At 73.9% G+C, this 20,375-nt stretch carries 13 protein-coding genes; 7 read left to right on the top strand and 6 right to left on the bottom strand.

Annotated elements, in window-relative coordinates; all coding sequences use genetic code 11:
- Positions 1 to 271: 271 nt before the first annotated feature.
- On the top strand, positions 272 to 1,543 hold the full coding sequence (locus EIW28_RS15050; protein WP_197717284.1) for a glycoside hydrolase: 1,272 nt from the start codon (positions 272 to 274) through the stop codon (positions 1,541 to 1,543).
- Here EIW28_RS15050 and EIW28_RS15055 read toward each other — a convergent pair.
- Positions 1,540 to 2,517: a GlxA family transcriptional regulator gene (locus EIW28_RS15055; RefSeq protein WP_125248538.1), complete on the bottom strand. Its 978-nt coding sequence runs from the start codon at positions 2,515 to 2,517 to the stop codon at positions 1,540 to 1,542. The genes EIW28_RS15050 and EIW28_RS15055 overlap by 4 nt on opposite strands.
- 70 nt (positions 2,518 to 2,587) lie before the next feature.
- Between EIW28_RS15055 and EIW28_RS15060 the strand changes: the two genes are divergently transcribed.
- Positions 2,588 to 3,886: an MFS transporter gene (locus EIW28_RS15060; protein ID WP_187350613.1), complete on the top strand. Its 1,299-nt coding sequence runs from the start codon at positions 2,588 to 2,590 to the stop codon at positions 3,884 to 3,886.
- On the opposite strand, the gene EIW28_RS15065 is transcribed toward EIW28_RS15060, so the two are convergent.
- Together EIW28_RS15065 and EIW28_RS15070 are read right to left on the bottom strand one after the other, a co-directional pair.
- The gene (locus tag EIW28_RS15065; RefSeq protein WP_125248540.1) at positions 3,849 to 5,087 is read right to left on the bottom strand and encodes an alpha-hydroxy acid oxidase; all 1,239 of its coding nucleotides are present in this window, start codon (positions 5,085 to 5,087) and stop codon (positions 3,849 to 3,851) included. The two genes, EIW28_RS15060 and EIW28_RS15065, sit on opposite strands and share 38 nt — an antisense overlap.
- Before the next feature lie 147 nt (positions 5,088 to 5,234).
- Complete coding sequence (locus EIW28_RS15070) at positions 5,235 to 7,202, bottom strand: potassium transporter Kup (protein WP_125248541.1); 1,968 nt, start codon at positions 7,200 to 7,202, stop codon at positions 5,235 to 5,237.
- A gap of 194 nt (positions 7,203 to 7,396) precedes the next feature.
- Here EIW28_RS15070 and EIW28_RS15075 point away from each other — a divergent pair, with 194 nt between their 5' ends.
- Positions 7,397 to 11,989, top strand: a complete 4,593-nt coding sequence (locus tag EIW28_RS15075) for an ATP-dependent helicase (protein WP_125248542.1) — start codon at positions 7,397 to 7,399, stop codon at positions 11,987 to 11,989.
- A 162-nt stretch (positions 11,990 to 12,151) separates the two neighbouring features.
- On the opposite strand, the gene EIW28_RS15080 is transcribed toward EIW28_RS15075, so the two are convergent.
- Together EIW28_RS15080 and EIW28_RS15085 are read right to left on the bottom strand one after the other, a co-directional pair.
- Entirely contained in the window at positions 12,152 to 13,099 is a 948-nt protein-coding gene (locus EIW28_RS15080) for a phosphotransferase family protein (protein ID WP_125248543.1), read from the bottom strand.
- A gap of 47 nt (positions 13,100 to 13,146) precedes the next feature.
- The gene (locus tag EIW28_RS15085; RefSeq protein ID WP_125248544.1) at positions 13,147 to 14,361 is read right to left on the bottom strand and encodes a cytochrome P450; all 1,215 of its coding nucleotides are present in this window, start codon (positions 14,359 to 14,361) and stop codon (positions 13,147 to 13,149) included.
- A 181-nt stretch (positions 14,362 to 14,542) separates the two neighbouring features.
- Here EIW28_RS15085 and EIW28_RS15090 point away from each other — a divergent pair, with 181 nt between their 5' ends.
- Genes EIW28_RS15090 through EIW28_RS15100 form a run of 3 tightly spaced genes read left to right on the top strand, consistent with a single transcriptional unit; the run spans position 14,543 to position 18,198 of the window.
- Entirely contained in the window at positions 14,543 to 14,878 is a 336-nt protein-coding gene (locus EIW28_RS15090) for a hypothetical protein (RefSeq protein WP_125248545.1), read from the top strand.
- Positions 14,879 to 14,892: 14 nt separating this feature from the next.
- Positions 14,893 to 17,370 (top strand): TPR repeat region-containing protein, encoded by a 2,478-nt coding sequence (locus EIW28_RS15095; RefSeq protein WP_125248546.1) that lies wholly within the window; start codon positions 14,893 to 14,895, stop codon positions 17,368 to 17,370.
- Between the two features lie 3 nt (positions 17,371 to 17,373).
- Positions 17,374 to 18,198, top strand: a complete 825-nt coding sequence (locus EIW28_RS15100) for an RICIN domain-containing protein (protein WP_125248547.1) — start codon at positions 17,374 to 17,376, stop codon at positions 18,196 to 18,198.
- Between the two features lie 74 nt (positions 18,199 to 18,272).
- On the opposite strand, the gene EIW28_RS24255 is transcribed toward EIW28_RS15100, so the two are convergent.
- Positions 18,273 to 19,322 carry a polysaccharide lyase family 7 protein gene (locus EIW28_RS24255; protein ID WP_158630414.1) on the bottom strand — a complete coding sequence of 350 codons (1,050 nt, stop codon included), beginning with the start codon at positions 19,320 to 19,322 and terminating at the stop codon, positions 18,273 to 18,275.
- A 214-nt stretch (positions 19,323 to 19,536) separates the two neighbouring features.
- Between EIW28_RS24255 and EIW28_RS24260 the strand changes: the two genes are divergently transcribed.
- Entirely contained in the window at positions 19,537 to 20,373 is an 837-nt protein-coding gene (locus tag EIW28_RS24260) for an FHA domain-containing protein (RefSeq protein ID WP_158630415.1), read from the top strand.
- Positions 20,374 to 20,375: the final 2 nt, after the last annotated feature.

Genomic DNA, 20,375 nt, shown 5'->3' on the forward strand with positions numbered 1-20,375 from the left:
AGCCACCGTAGCAGCGCGCCCTGCCGCGCCGCGCTCCCCGAAGGCTCCACGCCCGGCTCCACGGGGGACCCGGCGGAGCGCCGCCGTCCGGCGTACCGGCTGATCGCGGCCCCGGTCGCCCCACCGTCATTGCATCGATGTCTATCGATGGTGAATCGGAAACTGTTCGACCCTGACCTGGCCTTGACGGGGTACAGCCGCGATCCTACGCTTCAACTCAACCGATTGCCGACCGGAACTTTCCGAGAGTTCCGAACCTCCTGGAGGAGCGATGGCGCCCCGTCCGAACGATCCCACCCCCCGAACCCGGCGGTCCCTCGACCGGCGGGCCTTCCTCGCACTCGGGGCGCTCCCGGCAGCCGCCCCGCTGCTCGCCTCGCCCGCCGCGGCCCAGACCACCGTCCTCGTGCAGCCCTCCATCGGGCAGCAGACCATCCAGGGCTTCGGCGGCATGAACCACACCGTGTGGATCAGCGACCTCACCGCCGCCCAGCGCACCACGGCCTTCGGCAACGCCGACGGCCAGCTCGGCTTCTCCATCCTGCGCATCCCCGTCCACGAGGACCGCGCCAACTGGAGCCGCGAGGTCGCCACCGCCCAGCGCGCGGTCGCCCTGGGCGCCAAGGTCATCGCCTCCCCGTGGAACCCGCCCGCGAGCATGGTCGAGACGTTCTCCGGCGGCAGGCGCCTGCGCTACGACTCCTACGCCGCCTACGCCCGGCACCTGAACGACTTCCACGCGTTCATGCAGTCCAACGGGGTCAACCTGTACGCGATCTCGATCCAGAACGAACCGGACTACGCGCACGAGTGGACCGCGTGGACCCCGGCCGAGATCGTGCGCTTCCTCAAGGAGAACGCCGGCTCGATCAACACCCGCGTCATGGCCCCGGAGTCCTTCCAGTACCGCAAGAACCTCTCCGACCCCATCCTCAACGACCCCGCGGCCCTCGCCAACCTCGACGTCCTCGGCGCCCACCTCTACGGCACCCAGCCCTCCGCCTTCCCCTACCCGCTGTTCCAGCAGAAGGGCGGCGGCAAGGAGCTGTGGATGACCGAGGTCTACTACCCCAACAGCACCGACTCCGCCGACCTGTGGCCGCAGGCGCTCGACGTCGGCGAGCACCTCCACCGCGCCCTCGTCGACGGCCGCTTCCAGGCCTACATCTGGTGGTACATCCGCCGCGGCTACGGCCCCATGCGCGAGGACGGCACGATCTCCAAGCGCGGCGCGAACATGGCCCACTTCGCGAAGTTCGTGCGCCCCGGCCACCAGCGCGTCACCGCCACCGCCAACCCGCAGTCCAACGTGTACATCTCCGCGTACAAGAGCGGCTCCAGGCTCGTCATCGTCGCCGTCAACAAGAACGCCTCCGCGGTGTACCTCCCCTTCACCGTCGAGGGCGCCGGCTCGGGGACCTTCTCGACCTGGCTGACCACCGCGAGCCAGACCCTCGCCCCCTACAGCGCCGTGACGATGACCAACGGGTCCTTCGGCTCCCAGCTCCCGGCGCAGAGCATCCGCACCTACGTCATGGGCTAGCCCGCGAAGGTCCGCCGGTACGCGCTCGGCGAGACCCCCAGGGACGCCTGGAAGTGCATCCGCAGCGAGGCGGCCGAGCCGAACCCGGCCTCGGCCGCCACGCGGTCGATCGGCTCGTCCGAGCGCTCCAGCAGGTGCCGCGCCCGCTCCAGGCGCTGGTGCAGGAGCCACCGCTGCGGCGAGGTGCCGACCTCCTCGCGGAACCGGCGCGTGAACGTGCGGACGCTCATCGCCTCGCACTCCGCGAGCTGGCGCAGCGACAGCGGCTCGTGCAGCCGCTCCAGCGCCCACGCCCGGGCCCGGCCCGTCGCCGCCGCGCCCGTCTCCGGCACCGGCCGCTCGATGTACTGCGCCTGCCCGCCGTCCCGGTGCGGCGGCACCACCGACCGGCGCGCGACCCGGTTCGCCACGGCCACCCCGAAGTCCATGCGCGTCATGTGCAGGCACAGGTCGAACCCCGAGGCCACCCCCGCGGAGGTGAGCACCCGGCCGTCCTCGGTGTACAGCACGTCCGGCTCCAGCCGCACCTGCGGGAACAGCCGCCGGAACCGCTGGGCCGCGTCCCAGTGGGTCGTCGCCCGCCGCCCGTCGAGCAGGCCCGCGGCCGCGAGCAGGAACGAGCCGGTGCAGATCGACGCGATCCGCGCCTCCGGCCGGATCAGCGCCAGCGCCTCGGCCAGCGGCCCCGGCAGCCGCCCGTCCGTCCACGACTCGTCCGACTCGTGCTCCGAGGGCACCACCACGGTGTCCGCCTCCGCGAGCGCCTCGGGGCCGTGCGCCACGTTCACCGTCACGTCGGTGTCGGTGCGCACCACGCCCGGCTCGACCGCGCACGTCGCCACCTCGTACAGCGGCTCGCCGCCGGCCTTCGCGGAGCCGAACACCCGGTGCGGGATGCCCAGCTCGACCGGCAGGAAGCCGTGGCGGACCAGGACCGCGACGCGGTGCCGTCCGGGATGCCGAAACACGCTCATGGCCCGATCCTCGCACATGTTGGCCTCCCGGCCACTGGCCGGTCCCGGGCGCGCCCGCGAAACTGGACGCATGTCCATCGCAGCCCCGGAAACCACACCGCCGCAGCCCCGCACCGCCCGCCGGATCCACCGCGCCTGGTGGGTCGCCGCCGTCAGCTTCGTCGCCCTCGTCGGCGCGGCCGCCTTCCGCGCCACCCCGAGCGTCTTCATCGAGCCGCTCCACGACGAGTTCGGCTGGTCCCACGGCACGATCTCCGCCGCGATCTCGGTGAACATCCTGCTCTACGGCCTGTTCTCGCCCTTCGCCTCGGCCCTCCAGGAGCGCTACGGCATCCGCCGCGTCGTCTCGATCGCCTTGGCCCTCATCGCCTTCGGCAGCGGCGCCACCGTGTTCATGACCGCCTCCTGGCAGCTGGTCCTGTGCTGGGGCTTCATCGTCGGCATCGGCACCGGGTCCATGGCGATGGCGTTCGTCGCCACGATCACCAACCGGTGGTTCATCGCCCGCCGCGGCCTCGTCAGCGGCATCCTCACCGCCGGCGGCGCCGCCGGGCAGCTCGTGTTCCTGCCCGTGGTCGGCCTCCTCGTCGAGGGCCCGGGCTGGCGCGCGGCCTCGATCCTGGTCTCGCTCACCGCGCTCGCGATGGTCCCGCTGGTGCTCCTGGTCGTGCGCGACCGGCCCGAGGACGTCGGCCTCGCGCCCTTCGGCGCCGGCCCCGACTACACCGCCCCCGCCGTCTCCAAGTCCGGCGCGGCCAAGCGCGCCCTCGGCAGCCTGTGGCAGGCCAGCGGCTCCCGCGCGTTCTGGCTCCTCGCCGCGACCTTCGCGATCTGCGGCGCCTCCACCAACGGCCTCGTCGGCGCCCACTTCGTGCCCGCCGCCCACGACCACGGCATGCCCCTGACGGCGGCCGCCTCGCTCCTGGCCGTCATCGGCATCGTCGACATGGTCGGCACCGTCTTCTCAGGCTGGCTCACCGACCGGTTCGACCCCCGGCACCTGCTCGCGGTCTACTACGCGCTGCGCGGCGCCTCGCTCCTCGCGCTCCCCTCGCTGTTCGCCGGGGACGTGCGGCCGCCGATGCTGTTCTTCATCGTCTTCTACGGCCTCGACTGGGTCGCCACGGTGCCGCCCACGATCGCCCTGTGCCGCGAGCACTTCGGCGAGGACGGCGCGGTCGTCTTCGGCTGGGTCCTCGCCTCCCACCAGTTCGGGGCCGCCCTCATCGCCTGGGGCGCGGGCTTCATCCGCGACGCGACCGGGAACTACGACCCGGCGTGGTTCACCGCGGGAGCGCTGTGCGCGCTCGCCGCGGTGATGTCCCTGGCGATCAAGCGGACCGCGGCACCAGCCGCTGGAGCTGCGTGACGTGTCCGGGTTCGAGCTCCTCGAGGGTCGCGGCCCCGAGGAGCCGCATCGTGCGCTCGACCTCCTCGCGCAGGATCGCGACGGCCCGGTCGACGCCCTGCCTGCCCCCGGCCATGAGCCCGTACAGGTAGGCGCGGCCGATCATCGTGTACCGCGCGCCGAGCGCCACGGACGCGACGACGTCGGCGCCGGACATGATCCCGGTGTCCAGGTGCACCTCCAGGTCCTTCCCGACCTCCTTGACCACGCGGGGGAGCAGGTGGAAGGGGACGGGGGCCCGGTCGAGCTGGCGCCCGCCGTGGTTGGAGAGCGTCACCGCGTCCACCCCCGCCTCGGCGCACCGCCGGGCGTCGGCGACGGTCTGGACGCCCTTGACGACGAGCTTGCCCGGCCACTGCTCCTTGATCCAGGCCAGGTCGGCGTAGTCGACCGTCGGGTCGAACATGGTGTCGAGGAGCTCGGCCACCGTCCCCGACCAGCGGTTCAGGGACGCGAACGCCAGCGGCTCGGTGGTGAGCAGGTCGAACCACCAGTGCGGCTTGCGCGCCATGTCGAACACGGTGCGGGCGGTGAGCGCCGGCGGGATCGAGAACCCGTTCCGCTTGTCGCGCAGCCGCGCCCCGGCGACCGGCACGTCCACGGTGACCAGGAGCGTGTCGAACCCGGCCGCCGCGGCCCGCTCGACCAGCGCCATCGACCGGTCGCGGTCCTTCCACATGTACAGCTGGAACCAGTGCCGACCCGCGGGCCCGCCCGCGGCCGCGACCTCCTCGATCGGCGTGGTGCCCATCGTCGAGAGCGCGAACGGGATGCCCGCCGCGGCGGCCGCGCCGGCCCCGGCGATCTCGCCCTCGGTGTGCATCATGCGCGTGAACCCGGTGGGCGCGATGCCGAACGGCAGCGCCGACCGCCTGCCCAGGACGTCCCAGCCGGTGTCGACGGTCGAGACGTCCCGCAGGATCGCCGGATGGAACTCCACGTCCTCGAACGCCTGCCGCGCCCGAGCCAGGGACAGCTCGCCCTCCGCGGCCCCCTCGGTGTAGTCGAACGCCGCCCGTGGCGTGCGCTTCTGCGCGATGCGCCGCAGGTCCGCTATGGTCAGCGCCGCGTCGAGGCGGCGCCGCTTCGCGTTGAAGTCCGGGGTTTTGAAACGTATCAAAGGCAGGAGGTCTTTGGGCCTGGGAAACTGTCGCTTGGTCATGGGGGGCCTATCGCGTGCAGCGGTGCGGGGTCGGTCCGGGCCATTGTCGCCGACGCGGCCCCGGAACGCAATGCCTCCCCGCCGCGGCCCGGTCCGCGGCCGCGCCCTGGCGGGGCCGGGCGCCCGTGCGGGCGCCCGGCCACCGTCTCAGACCTCGATGTGCGAGCCGATGATCATCGTGCGGTCGCGCGGGAGCCGGAAGTGCTCGGCCGCGTCCGCGGTGATGTGCGAGGTGGCGATGAACAGGTGCTTGCGCCACGTGGCCATCGTCTTCGCCCGGCCCGGCTTCAGCTGGATCGTGGAGAGGAAGTACGTGGCCCGGTCGAGGTTGAGGCGCCGGCCCTCGGCCTGCTCGGCCTCGATCGCCTCCAGCGCCCGCGGCACGTCCGGGGTCTCCATGTAGCCGAAGCGGGCGGTCACGTGGATGACCGCGTCCCGGTCGTCGCCGAGCTGGTCGACCTCGAGCCGCTCGGCCTCGGCCACCCGCGGCACCGGCTCGGTCTCGACCGACAGGATCACGATCTGCGCGTGCCGGGCGTGGTTCTGCTCAAGGTTGGACCGCATCGCCAGCGGCGCGCTGTGCTTGCCGCGGTCGAGGAACACCGCCGTCCCGGGCACGCGCGCGACCTTCGGCTCGCCCTCGCGGAGCCGGTCCACGAACTCGCGCAGCGACCCCTCGCGGCGCTCGCGCTCGCCCGTGACGACCTCGCGGCCCTTCTGCCAGGTGATCATGACGGTGAACGCGAGGAGGCCGATGAGCAGCGGCAGCCACGCCCCGTGGACGATCTTCGTCGAGCTCGCCGCCAGGAACGTCCCGGTGATCGCCACCAGCAGGGACCCGCCGGTCGCGAGCAGCCAGCGCGGCGCGTTCCAGCGCATCCGCGCCACGTACAGGAACAGGAGCACCACGATCACGATCGTCGCGATCACCGCCATGCCGTACGCGAACGCGAGCGCCTCGGAGGTGCGGAACGCGAACACCAGCACCAGCACCGACGCCATGAGGAGCCAGTTGATCCACGGCACGTAGATCTGCCCGTACCAGTGCTCGGAGGTGTGCGCGATCCGCAGCCGCGGCAGGTAGCCCAGCTCGGAGGCCTGCGCGGCGACCGAGAACGCGCCGGAGATGACCGCCTGCGCGGCGATGACGGTCGCGACCGTGGTGAGCAGCAGCAGCGGGATGCGCAGCGCCTCGGGCGCGAGCAGGAAGAACGACCCCGAGACGTTCGCGGTGTCCTGGAGGATGAGCGCGCCCTGGCCCATGTAGTTGAGCATCACCGAGGGGAAGACGATGAGGATCCAGGCCCGCGAGATCGGCTTGCGCCCGAAGTGGCCCATGTCCGCATAGAGCGCCTCGGCGCCGGTGAACGCCAGGATGACCGCGGCCAGCGCGAAGAACGCGGTGCCGAAGTTCCCGAACACGAAGTCGAGCGCGTATGTGGGGGAGAGGGCCCGGAGGATCTCGGGGTTGCCGGCGATGCCGCCGATCCCCAGGAGCGCGAGGGTGGAGAACCAGACGATCATGATCGGCCCGAACCAGCGGCCGATGACGTGCGTGCCGTGCTTCTGGAACGCGAACAGCAGGATGATGATCACCGCGGTCACCGGGATGATGAAGGACTCCAGGCCGGTGCTGACGGTCTTGATGCCCTCGACGGCGGAGAGGACCGAGATCGCCGGGGTGATCATCGAGTCGCCGAGGAACAGGGCCGCGCCGAAGATGCCGAGGGCCGCGAGGACGAGCGCGGTCTTGCGGCCGCGCCCGGCGGCGTGGCGGCGGATGAGGGTGATGAGGGCCATGATGCCGCCCTCGCCGTCGTTGTCGGCGCGCATCGCGAAGCCGACGTAGAAGACGGTGACGATGATCGTGACCGACCAGAAGATCAGCGACACGATCCCGTAGACGTTCGCGGTGCTCACCGGGACGGGGTGGGGGTCGGCGGGGTTGAAGATCGTCTGGAGGGCGTAGATGGGGCTGGTGCCGATGTCGCCGTAGACGACGCCGAGGGCGCCGACGACGAGGGCCAGGCGCAGCGGCCCGCCCCTGCGGGGGTGTCGTGGAGGGGCGGCAACCGGTTTTCGGTCGGTCCGGCCCTCGCTGGTCTGAGCGGTCACGTGAGCTCCTTTCCGGTGCCGGACGCTAGCGCGATCGCCTGAAGATTTGCCCTGTCCTGGGGGTATTCAAGGGAATCCATACGCGTTCTTGACATCGTCCGCAGCGATCCTTACGGGTTCTTGACGATGCGGAGACGGCGTCTTGTCGCCCGATCCGGGGCCCGGTGTCGGTCCTCCGGGGCACCATTGAGCGCATGGTCCCGACACCGCGCGCCGCCGCACCGCACCCGTCGCTCGCGCGGTTCTCGCCGGCCACCGCGTCGTGGTTCGCGCGCGCGTTCGGCGATCCCACCCCCGCCCAGCAGGGCGCCTGGGAGGCCCTGGGGGAGGACCGGGACGTCCTCGTGGTCGCGCCCACCGGCTCGGGCAAGACCCTCGCCGCGTTCCTGTCGGCCCTCGACGCACTGGCCGCCTCCCCGCCGCCGGCCGAGCCGAAGCGGCGCTGCCGCGTCCTCTACCTCTCGCCGCTCAAGGCCCTCGGCGTCGACGTCGAGCGGAACCTCGCCGCGCCCCTCGACGGCATCCGCGCCGAAGCCCGCCGCCTCGGCCTGCCCGAGCCTGACGTGCGCGTCGCGATCCGCTCGGGCGACACGCCCCAGCACGAGCGCCGCTCGATCGCCAACCGGCCCCCGGACATCCTCATCACCACCCCCGAGTCCCTGTTCCTCATGCTCACCTCGAACGCCCGCGACGCGCTCGCCGGCGTCGAGACCGTCATCCTCGACGAGGTCCACGCCGTGGCCGGCACCAAGCGCGGCGCGCACCTCGCCCTGTCCCTGGAGCGCCTGGACGCGCGCCTGGACCGGCCCGCCCGCCGCATCGGCCTCTCGGCCACCGTGCGCCCGGTCGAGGAGGTCGCCCGCTTCCTGTCCCCGCGCCGCGACGTCGCCGTCGTCCAGCCGCCCTCGGAGAAGCGCTGGGACCTGCGCGTCGTCGTCCCGGTCGAGGACATGTCCGCCCTCGGCGACGCCCCGGCCGCGCCCACCGCCTCCGACGCGCGCCGCACCGGGTCGATCTGGCCGCACGTCGAGGAGCGCATCGTCGACCTCATCGAGGCCCACCGCTCCACGATCGTCTTCGCCAACGCCCGCCGCGTCGCCGAACGCCTCTCCAACCGGCTCAACGAGATCGAATACGAGCGCCGCCACGGCCGCCCGCTCCCCGAGCACCACGGCCCGGCCGTCACCATGGGCGGCTCCGGCGCCGCCGCGGGCGCGCCGCCGCTCCTCTCACGCACCCACCACGGCTCGATCTCCAAGGAGCAGCGCGCCGAGGTCGAAGGCGACCTCAAGGCGGGGCGCCTGCCCGCCGTCGTCGCCACCTCCAGCCTCGAACTCGGCATCGACATGGGCGCGGTCGACCTCGTCGTCCAGGTCGAGGCCCCGCCCTCGGTCGCCTCCGGCCTCCAGCGCGTCGGCCGCGCCGGCCACCAGGTCGGCGCCGTCTCCCGCGGCGTGTTCTTCCCGAAGGTCCGCTCCGACCTCATCCAGTCCGCGGTCGTCGCCGAACGCATGCGCCAGGGCCGCATCGAGGCCCTGCGCGTCCCCGCCAACCCCCTCGACGTCCTCGCCCAGCAGCTCGTCGCCATGGCCGCCATGGACGAATGGGACGTCGCCGACCTCCTCGGCCTCGTCCGCCGCGCCGCCCCGTTCGCGACCCTGCCCGACGCCGCCTTCGACGCCGTGCTCGACATGCTCGCCGGCCGCTACCCCTCCGACGCGTTCGCCGAGCTGCGCCCGCGCCTCGTCTGGGACCGCACCGCCGGCACCGTCGCCGGCCGCCCCGGCGCCCAGCGCCTCGCCGTCACCTCCGGCGGCACCATCCCCGACCGCGGCCTCTTCGGCGTGTTCCTGCAAGGGCACGGCCCGGCCGGCGGCTCGCGCCGCGGCGGCGGCCGCGTCGGCGAACTCGACGAGGAGATGGTCTACGAGTCCCGCGTCGGCGACGTGTTCACCCTCGGCACCTCCTCCTGGCGCATCGAGGAGATCACCCGCGACCGCGTCATGGTCTCCCCGGCCCCCGGCGTGCCCGGCCGCCTCCCGTTCTGGCACGGCGACGGCCTCGGCCGCCCCCTCGAACTCGGCCGCGGCCTCGGCGCCTTCGTCCGTGAACTGTCCTCAATGGACGACGACGCCGCGCACGGGCGCCTCGCCGCCGCCGGCCTCGACGAGTTCGCCTGCCGCAACGCGATCGCCTACCTCGCCGACCAGCGCCAGGCCACCGGCCGCGTCCCCGACGACCGCACCCTCGTCATCGAGCGCTTCCGCGACGAGGCCGGCGACTGGTGCGTCGTCCTCCACTCCCCGTTCGGCGCCCAGGTCCACGCCCCCTGGGCCCTCGCCCTCGGCGAGCGCCTCCGCGACCGGTACGGCCTCGACCCCCAGCTCATGCACCACGACGACGGCATCGTCCTGCGCCTGCCCGACACCGACGCCCCGCCCCTGACCGCCGACGACCTCCTCTTCGACCCCGCCGCGATCGCCGACACCGTCACCCGCGCCGTCTCCGGCACCTCCCTGTTCGCCTCCCGCTTCCGCGAAGCCGCCGCCCGCGCCCTCCTCCTCCCGCACCGCCAGCCCGGGAAGCGCCAGCCCCTGTGGCAGCAGCGGCTGCGCTCCTCCCAGCTCCTCGAGGTCGCCGGCCGCTACCCCTCGTTCCCGATCATCCTCGAGGCCGTCCGCGAAGTCCTCCAGGACGTGTACGACGTCCCCGGCCTCACCGAGCTCATGACCGACCTCCAGGCCCGCGACGTCGCCCTCGTCGAGACCACCACCGCCGACCCCTCGCCCTTCGCCCGCTCCCTCCTGTTCGGCTACGTCGCCCAGTTCATGTACGAAGGCGACACCCCGCTCGCCGAACGCCGCGCCGCCGCCCTCTCCCTCGACTCCCGCCTCCTCGCCGACCTCCTCGGCCAGGTCGAGCTCCGCGACCTCCTGGACCCCGACGTCCTCGCCCAGGTCGAGGCCGAACTCCAGTGGCTCACCGAGGACCGCCGCGCCCGCGACCCCGAGAGCGTCGCCGACCTCCTGCGCGTCCTCGGCCCCCTCACCGACGACGAACTCGCCGCCCGCGGCGCCGACCCCGCCTGGGCGCGGGCCCTCGCCGACACCGGCCGCGCCCTCCGCGTCCGCATCGCCGGCAGCCCCCACTGGGCCGCGGTCGAAGACGCCGGCCGCCTCCGCGACGCCCTCGGCGCCGACCTCCCCGCCGGCGTCCCCGACGCCTTCACCGAACCCGTCGAGGACCCCCTCGGCGACCTCCTCGCCCGCTACGCCCGCACCCACGGCCCCTTCACCACCGCCGAAGCCGCCGCCCGCTTCGGCCTCGGCCCCGCCGTCGCCGCGCCCGCCCTCCACCGCATCGCCCCCGACCGGCTCGTCGAAGGCGAGTTCCGGCCCGGCGGCGACCACCTCGAATGGTGCGACGCGAACGTCCTGCGCCGCCTGCGCCGCCGCTCCCTCGCCGCCCTCCGCAAGGAGCTCGAACCCGTCCCGCCCGCCGCCCTCGCCGAGTTCCTGCCGCGCTGGCAGCACCTGGGCGGCAAGGAGAGCGAGGACGCCCGACTCGAAGGCGCCGACGGCCTCGCCCGCGCCGTCGAGCAGCTCCAAGGGGCCGCCGTCCCGGCCTCCGCCCTCGAACGGCTCGTCCTCCCCGGCCGCGTCGAGGACTACCGCCCGGCCCTGCTCGACGAGCTCACCGCCTCGGGCGAGGTCCTGTGGGCCGGCGCGGGCGCCCTCCCCGGCAACGACGGCTGGATCGCGCTCTACCCCGCCGAGACCGCCCCGCTGCTCCTGCCGCCGCCGCAGGAGCTCGACACCTCGGGCCTGCGCGGCGCCGTCCTCGCCGCGCTCGAAGGCGGCTACGGCCTGTTCTTCCGCCAGCTCGCCGACCGCGTCCGCGAGGCCGGCCACGCCGACGCGACCGACGCCGACCTCACCGCCGCCCTGTGGGACCTCGCCTGGTCCGGGCGCGTCACCAACGACACGCTCGCGCCCCTGCGGGCCCTCCTCGGCTCCGGGCGCACCCCCGGCGCCACCGCCCACCGCGCCCGGCGCGCGGCCCCGCGCGCCCGCTACGGCGGCGGCTGGCGCGGCCTCCAGCAGGCCCCGGCGAGCGGCCCCACCGTCGCAGGCCGCTGGTCACTCCTGCCCGCGCCCGAACCCGACCCCACCGTCCGCGCCCACGCGCTCGCCCACACGCTCCTCGACCGGCACGGCGTCGTCACCCGCGGCGCCGTCGCGGCCGAAGGCGTCGACGGCGGCTTCGCGAAGGTCTACCGGGTCCTGTCCGCGTTCGAGGAGTCCGGGCGGGCCCGCCGCGGCTACGTCGTCGAGGGCCTCGGGGCGGCCCAGTTCGCGATGGACGGCGCGGTCGACCGCCTGCGCGCCGTCGCCGCCCGCGGCCACGCGTCCGCGGTCGTCCTCGCCGCCGCCGACCCTGCCAACGCCTACGGCGCGGCCCTGCCGTGGCCCGAGTCCGCCTCGGGCCACCGGCCCGGACGCAAGGCCGGGTCCCTCGTCGTCCTCGTCGGCGGCGAACTCGCCCTCTACCTCGAACGCGGCGGGAAGACCCTCCTCGCCTGGCCCGCGGCCGAGACCGGCATCGAGGACGACCCCCGACTGCTCGCCGCCGCCGGCGCGCTCGCCGAAGCGGTCCGCGCCGGACGCACCGGGACCCTCCACATCGAGCGCGTCAACGACGCCTACGCGCCCGGCTCGCCGCTCGGCCCGGCCCTGCGCGCCGCGGGCTTCCACGAGACCCCGCAGGGCTTCCGCCTGCGCCCCTGAAGAACCGGTCAGCGCAGCAGTCCGAGGTCGGTGCGAGGACCACCCGCAGGTCGCGGTCGGAGGGTGCGGCCGCCGTGCCGCGGGGCCGCGATCCGAAGCGGACGAGTCAGACCACCGCCGGGTCCGCCGCTGCGGCTCGCCAAGCCTCCGCGAGCGCGGCGCTCACCGGCGCCTCCCCAGCCGCATCCAGTAGTCCTCGCGGCCCGTGTCGACCGGCAGCGGCTCGTCGCGGAAGAACGGCAGCCGGTTGAGCACGAGCTGCACCGCGGGCGCGTTCGCCATGCCGCGGTAGATGTCGAGGGCCCACAGCCCGTTGACGATCACGAGGGCGCGCAGCCGCTGCTCGACGCCCGCGCCGGCGAGGCGGTCGAGGTCGTGGTCGGCCTGGATGCGGGTGCCGGGCATGACCGGGGCCCACAGGACGTACCGCGCGAGCTCCCACATCGGGTCGCCGATCATCACCGTCTCCCAGTCGAAGACGCCCGCGATGCGGTCGCCCTCGACGGTGAAGTTCCCCGGGTTCAGGTCCCCGTGCACGAGCCGCCGCTCGACCGGGAGGCTGGCGGCGATGTCCAGCGCGGTCGCGGTCAGCTCCTCGGCCATCTCGCGGTCGGCGCGGTCCTCCAGGTAGTCCCAGTCGGCGGGGAGCAGGGCGCGCAGCTGCCCGGTCCAGTCCTCCTGCGTCCCGTTCCCCGTCGCGGGGTCGACCGAGCCGTACCCCCGGGTCCCCTGGAGGTCGACCGCGGCGATCGCCTCGATCACGGCCCGCACCGCGGGCGCGCAGCGGCGCTGGTGCGCCGCGTCCGACCCGGTCAGGTGGACGCCGCCCAGCCGCTCGGAGACGCAGCAGTACGCGCCCTCGGCGACGGGCCCGACGTGCAGCACCTCCGGCACCGGCACCCCGGTGCCCGCGAGCTTCGCCGCGGCCCAGGCGTCCTTGTCGAACCCCTCCCGCCGCGGCGCGATCCGCAGGACGAGGTCGCGCCCGTCGGCGCGGAACGCGAACGCCTGCGACACCTCCCCTTCGGCGAGCCGGGTCCAGTCATCTACGGGTCCGAGCAGGCCGCGCATCGCCTGCGCGGCCTGCTCCTCTGAAAGCGTGGTCTTCACCGGCCCCACGCTAGGCGCGGGCGGCGGCCGCGCCAACCGGTTTTCGGCTACCAGGTCACCGGCAGCTCCGAGACGCCGTAGAAGTTCTGGTCGGTCCGCAGCGGCACCTGCGCGGCCGGGACGGCCAGCCGCAGCCCGGGCAGGCGCCGGAGCAGGTGCTCGAACGCGATGCGCATCTCGACCCGGGCGAGCTGCTGGCCGAGGCACTGGTGGACGCCGTGCCCGAAGGTCATGTGCCCCCTGGCGTCGCGGGACACGTCGAACACGTCGGGCGACTCGAAGTGCTCGCCGTCGCGGTTGGCGGTCTGCACCGAGACGGTCATGAACTCCCCGGCCCGGATCCGCTCGCCTTCGAACTCGAAGTCCTCCCCGGCCTGGCGGACGATCCCGGTGTGGACGAGGCCGACGTACCGCAGCAGCTCCTCGACGCCGTTCGCGATGAGCTCGGGCCGCTCGCGGAGCAGGTCCCACTGGTCGCGGTTCTCCAGCAGCGCCATCGTCCCGAGCCCGAGCATCTTCGCGGTGGTCTCGTGGCCGGCGACGAGCAGCAGCACCGCCATCCCGACGACCTCCTCCTCGGACAGCTCGTCGTCGGCCGCGAGGTCCGACAGGAGGTCGTCCTGCGGCTCGGCGCGGCGCGCCGCCGCGAGCCCGGCGAGGTAGCCGAACAGCCGCCGGTTCGCCTCCGCCCGCTCCTCGCCCTCGGCGCTCATCGTCAGCAGCGTCGACGAGTCGGCCAGGAATCGGTCCCGGTCCTCGTACGGCACCCCGAGCAGCTCGCAGATTACCAGGGACGGGACGGGCAGCGCGAACCCGGCCACGAGGTCCGCGCCCGGGCCCGCCGCCTCCAGCGCGTCGATCCGCGCCGCCGCGATCTCCCCGATCCGCGGCTCCAGCTGCCGCGTCCGGCGCACGGTGAAGGCGCCGGTGAGCTTGCGGCGCAGGCGGGTGTGCTCGGCGCCGTCCATGTCGATGAACATCCCCGGCGCCGTGGGCATCTCGCCCTCGACACCGGCCAGCGCCTCCAGGCCCGGCATCGGGACCGGCACCTTGACCGGGGCGGTGAACCGGGACTTGAAGCGCCGGTCGGCCAGGACCAGGCGGCCCAGCCGGTGGCTGGTGACGATCCACCCGAGGGCGCCGTCGGGGTGGTACCGCAGCCGCCGCAGCGGCGCCTCGCGGTGCAGGGCCATGAGCGCGGCCGGCGGGTCGTAGCGGTGCTCGCGCTCGAGCGGGATGCCGTACGGGACGGTCTCGGTCATCGGGGGCCTCCTGGCGGGAAGAACGGAACCTTTCTGCGTATAAACATAATATACGTATACAACTGCGCGCAACCCTGCCACGCCCCGCCTGGGACCGGTCTCGCCGCGCACGTGCGACGGTGCCACCGGGCACCGCGAGGCGCCCGTCGTCCGCTGAGCCCTACCCCCCATTGGAGACTCCATGGACTTCCTCGGCACGAACCCGAACCAGGCGGCTGCCGCCGCCGAATCCACCACCGCCCTCGCGGCGAGCTTCCGCACCCTCCAGGCCGACCTCCTGTCGACCGTGGAGCGGTGCCGGGCCGCCGCCGGCGAACCCGAGGTCGCCGACGGCTACGACGCCTTCGGCTCCACCTGGTCCGTCGAACTCGCGGGCATCGCCGCCCACGGCGAGAGCGTCGGCGGCGCCGCGACCGCCTCCGTCGCCGAGGCCGCCGGCACCGACGGCGCCAACGCCTCCGGCTTCGGCGGCATCGACGCGCCCCCCGTCGCGCCGCCCGCGATCAGGCCCTACTGAGGAAGGACCAGGCCATGGCCATCCCGACCGAAGCCAGCTTCGTCCCCCCGACCACCAAGGCCGAGGAAGGCGCCCTCGACCAGGAGTCCGCCGCCCTCAAGGCCGCCGGCGCCCGCATCCTCGGCGGCGGCGGCGACCTCCTCGACCGCATGTCCCGCACCGCGGTCGAGTTCAGCGAACTCGTGGCCGACCCCATCCGCCGCGAAGGCGCCGAGTCCATCGCCGCCAGCCGCGCCGCCATGCAGGGCGCCCTCCACGGCTCCATCGTCACCAGCGTCTTCGCCGGGCACGTGCGCACCTTCAAGACCGAGATCGCCGCCCTCGTCGCGGACTGGAACGCCGCCGTCGCGAACGACTTCGGCGTCACCTCCGGCATCCCCGCCGAGATCGCGGCGGCCGGCTGGGCCAAGCTCCGCCAGACCGACAGCGCCGCCGGCGCGGTCTACGAGACCTTCAAGGGCCACGCCGCCACCGCCGGAGCCCAACTCCGCACCGGCCCCACCCCCGCGAACATCCAGGCCCTCATGACCGCCGCCGGCGGCGCCGTCCCGACCTGGCTCGCCTACAACGCCTTCGGCACCCAGGCGCTCGACGCCGGCGCCGGAAGCGCCCTCGCGCAGCAGCTCATCGGGGCGCTCCGCAACGGCGGCTCCCTGCCCCCGGGACTCCTCCAACCGCTCATGGACCTCGCCGTCCGCGCACGGGACCTCCAGCGAAGCGGCGGCACGCTCGCCCCCGGCGAGAGCGGGTTCCTCTCCGGCTTCTACGGCGCGATGGGCGACCCGGCACTCGGGCCCGTGCCCTCGCAGCAGGACCACCTGTTCGCGCTCCCCAGCCTCATCAAGCACACCGACCTGGACGCGACGCAGCAGGCGGCCGTCCTCGCCGCCGTCGGCGGGGGCCTGCTCGCCCTGTCGGACCAGCGGCTCAACCCCGGCCTGGGACCGGGCGCGACCGCGGGCACCGGCCCGCAGTTCCTGCCGCCGAGTCTGCGCGAGCTGGTCGACTCCCACCTCAGCGGCGGGCCGCGGCCGGTCTCGGCCGACGCCGACCTGCCCGCGCTCGCCGAGATGATCCGCGCCGCCGACGCCCACGGACTCGCCGACATGCAGGCCGGCACCGCGCTCTCGGCGGCCCTCACGATGGAGCTCGCCGGAACCGGCGTCCACGCCAACGACCCCGGCGACGCGGACGCGATGACCCTGCTGAACGCGAGCACGCGCAACATCGACGCCAACGCGGGCATCCTCGACGGCACGATCCAGCACGCGGCGTTCGGGGCCGACACCGACGAGTACGTCCTGCGCGGCCTGTTCGGCCACCGCTGGACCGACGGCGGCGCGACCGCCGGCAGGCTCATCGACTGGATCCCCGCGGCGTCGACCGACCCGAACACCGCCGGCCAGGCGGCGCGCGCGGCCCTCGGCCTCATCGACACCATGACCGACGAGACCGGGCCCCACGCCTTCGGCACGAGCGCCTACACCTTCTTCACCGACGGCTACGGCCGCGTCGACGTCGACCTCGGCAACCAGCAGTACCTGAGCTTCCAGGACGCCCCCATCGGGGCGGCGAACCCGGAGATCGCCCGGGCGATGGGTCGCACCGCCGCGATGTACCTGGACGTCTTCGCCCAGGAGCCCGTGGCCGGCCGGGGCAACGGCCCCACCGGCTTCACCGGCGACGCCCCCGGGTTCTACCTCGACGTCGACACCCGGACGAAGTTCTTCGAGCTGGTCATGGGCGACGCGCGGGCGGCACACGAACTGGGCTCGACCGTCTACGCGGAGATCATGGCCGACGCCGCCGGACTGCACGACGAGTCCCTCGGGACCGCCGACGCGAGCGGGCTCGCCGCCCGGTCCGGATCGCTGCTCGGCTACCTCAACGTCGGGTTCGACCGGGTCCACCAGGACGCCCAGGGGGACATGACCACCGAGCAGCAGCGCGACGCCCACCACGCCAGCTGGACCCGCTCGGCCGCGGCGATCACGAAGGAGATCGTCCAGGAGGCGCCGTTCGTCAGGGGCCTGAGCAAGGCCGGGCAGATCCTCGTCCGCGAGGGATTCGAACTGCTGAAATGGGGGCCCGGCTACGCCGAGGTCATGAAGACGTGGCCGTACGGCGACGCCGTCATGACCGAGCAGCAGAGTACGCCGGTCGACCCCATGTTCCATGAGTTCGCGTTGGAGACCTCGCACGGCATCGTCGAGGACATGCACCGGACGGGCAAGCTGTCCCTTGAGGACATCGCCGCGCACGAGGAGGGCCTCGTCGTGCGCGACAAGGCCACCCAGGCGATCCTCCGCATGCGGACGGCCCAGGAGCTCCTGGGGACGTTCGAGCAGCCCGCCGGCGGAGCGGTCTTCGGCCCCGGCGAAGCGAAGACCGCCCTGGAGCGCCTGTTCGGGTCCGGGACCGAGCTCGACCAGAAGTACCGGACCTACGTCGAGTGGTTCCAGCTGCACCGCACCGACGTCCAGCAGGGCTAGGCGATGGCGCCGGCTGATCCGCCCGGGCCCCGGGGCGACCTCCCCACCCGCATGGGGGAGTTCCTCGGCAGGGCGCGGGACTCGCTCGGGGCGTCCCGGTCGATGGCCGGGACGGCGATGGGGTGCGCGCTCGTGCTCGGCGTGGCGGTCGGGTGGGCGGTGCTGACCTCCGGTGGGGACGGGGGAGGGGCGGCGGTGGCGGAGTCCGAGGCGGCCTCGCCGCCGCCGTCCCCGCCGGAACCGGAGCCCGAGCCCAGCCCGTCCGTCGTCGTCAGCGTGTCGGTCTCGCCCTCGCCCTCGCCGGTCTACATACCGGTCGACCCGGAGGACGAGGACGGGGACGGGGACGAGTCCGCTCCGGCGCCGGCGGCGGAGCCCGCGGGTCTCCCCGCCGACGGCCGCTACACCGTGCGCCAGGAGGCCAGCGGGCTGTGCCTGGACTGGGGCGAGGAGCCGGGGAACGAGGAGGGCCGCTCGGTGCTCGTGCTCGGCGACTGCGGCGACCCGTACCCGGACCTGTCCTGGGACGAACAGGACGAGGGCGTCTTCCAGGTCGAGATGGACTTCGAGGACGCGACGCCCTGCATGACCGTCGACTACGGCGGCGACGAGGACGGCCTCCTCGTCGGCTTCGCGGGCTGCGAGGCCCGCGACACGCAGCTGTGGGAACTGGAGCCGGCCGGCGGCGGGTACGCGATCCGCACCCGGGCGAGCGGCATGTGCCTGAGCGTCCTCAAGGACGCCGACTCCGAGGCCGGCGACGCGGTCGCGATCCAGGAGTGCGACGCGTCCGACCCCGAGCAGCGGTGGACCTTCACCGCCGATTGACCTGGGGCCGTAAGGGATCGGCCCCGGGAGGGGCCGCGGCGGATACCGGCCCGTGCCCGCCGCGGCCCCGCTCCCTACGAGTGCGAGACGGCGAGGTCGTAGACGACGACCTCGCCGTAGTTGTCCTCGCTGCACGGCGAGGAGTTCTCGCAGTTCGCCTGCGTGTACGCCCCGGCCTTGAAGTAGCCCGAGCCGTCGTGCTCCAGGGTCGTCTCGAGCTCGCCGTCGTAGTACACCGCGATCTCGCCGTCGCTCACCGCGTACGAGAACTCGAAGACCGTCCCCAGCTCGTAGTCGTCGGTGACGAGGTGGAAGTTCGTCTCGTCGCCGTCGGTGATCCACAGCTCCGACCCTTCGAGGCGGAGCGCGGTGACGTCGTCGTCCCCGCCGTGGATCTGGGCCGCGACGACCTCGGACTTCTCCTCGGGCAGGTGCGTGAACGCCGCCCGGAGCGTCATGGCGTGCTCCCCGGAGGAAGCGTCCCACTCGATCTCGTCGCCGCCGCCGGGCTCCATCTCGCGCAGCTCGGAGCGCGGGTAGCTGGAGTTCTCGGTGGTGACGCCGTTGACGGGGGTGCGGAACCGGATCGCGTCGCCGGAGTCGGCGACGGTGAAGTAGTCCTCATGCGAGTAGCCGTCAAGCTCGGGCTGGACGATCTCGGTCGGGTCGCCGTCGTCGCCGACCGGCAGCGTCACCTTCCAGTTCCCGAGGTCGAACACCTCGGACGGGACCGAGGCGTCGCCGCCTCCGCCGCCCTCCGGCTCGGACTCGTCCCCGCCGCCGCCCCCGCCGCCGCCCCCGTCGCCGTCCTCGGCCGGGACGTACACGGGGGACGGCGAGGGCGAGGGGCTGACGGACACGGAGACGGACGGCTCGGGCGCCGCCGACGTGGGGTCGACGTCGGCCCCGGCCTCCTCGGTCCCCTCGTCGCCGGAGCCGCCGGCGGAGACGACCGCCCAGGTGACGGCGATGATGAGGACGAGGGCGGCGGCGGCCGAGACGCCGGCCACGGACCGGTTCTCGCCCACCGAGTCCCGGGCCCGGTCCCAGTAGGCCCGGACCCGGGTCGGGAAGTCCTCGTCCGGGGTGGCGTGGCGCGGTCCCTTGCGCGGTTGGTCGTTCATGGAAGTCCTCTTGGAGCGGGGGTAGGCTGCCGGCCCTGCGCGGGCCGGGGATCGCGCCAGGTGTATCCCGCGTCCGGCGGGACCGGTCCCGCAATGCGACGGGCGGGTGAACAGGGGGCCGACGGCGCGCGAGAGGGGTCCCGCCGGGCCGCGGCCATAATCGGGGCGTCGAACCGCCCGCAGGCCCGGGCCGCCCCGAGAGGACCATCCGCGAATGAACACGACCGCCTTCCCGCCGCTGATCCTGCCCGACTGGGTGCGCAGCCTCGCCGCGGGCGTCCCCGAGGCCCCCGCGAACGCGGTGCCGCTGCCGCCCGCCCCGCTCGGAACCGTCTTCGCCCTCGGCGAGGAGGTGGGCTGGGCGGTGCCGCCGCGCCCCTTCGAACTCCTCTTCGGACGCGACGAGGACAACGTCAACATCCCCTTGGGCGTCAAGGACAAGCGCATCAGCCGCGTCCACGGCCGCCTGGTCTGCCACGGCTCGGAGTGGACGATCCGCAACGAGGGCCGCCTCCCGATGCTGCTGCCCGGCGACACCATGCTCCTGTCCGGCCACGAGCGCCTCATCGAGCACTCCTACACGCCCGTCTACATCGGCGACCTCGCCGAGGCCGTGCACTGCCTGGAGATCCGCCTCATCGGCGGCAGGCGCACCCCCGACGACGGCGCCGCCGACGACGAGACCGCCGTCCCCGGCAAGCACGACCTCAGCGAGGTCGAGCGCCTCGTCCTCACCTCGCTCGCCCAGCGCTACCTGCGCGGCCTCCCGCGCCCCCAGCCGGTCGCGTGGCGGCAGGTCGCCGACGACATGCGCCGCTCGCGGTTCGCCGGGGACCGCAACTGGAACGAGGGCACCGCGGCCCGCGTCGTCGCCGGGGTGCGCGAGCGCCTCTCCCACCCCGAGTACCGGCCCCGCGTCGCCGGGCTCCTGCGCGACGAGGTCTTCGGCGAACCGCTCGGGAACGCCTTGAACGACAACCTCATCCGCGCCCTCCTCCAGAGCGCCACCCTGGACCCCCGCGACCTCGACCGCCTCGACCCCGAGGACTGAGC

It is taken from the genome of Glycomyces terrestris (assembly GCF_003933745.1).
Classification (GTDB): Bacteria; Actinomycetota; Actinomycetes; order Mycobacteriales; family Micromonosporaceae; genus Glycomyces; species Glycomyces terrestris.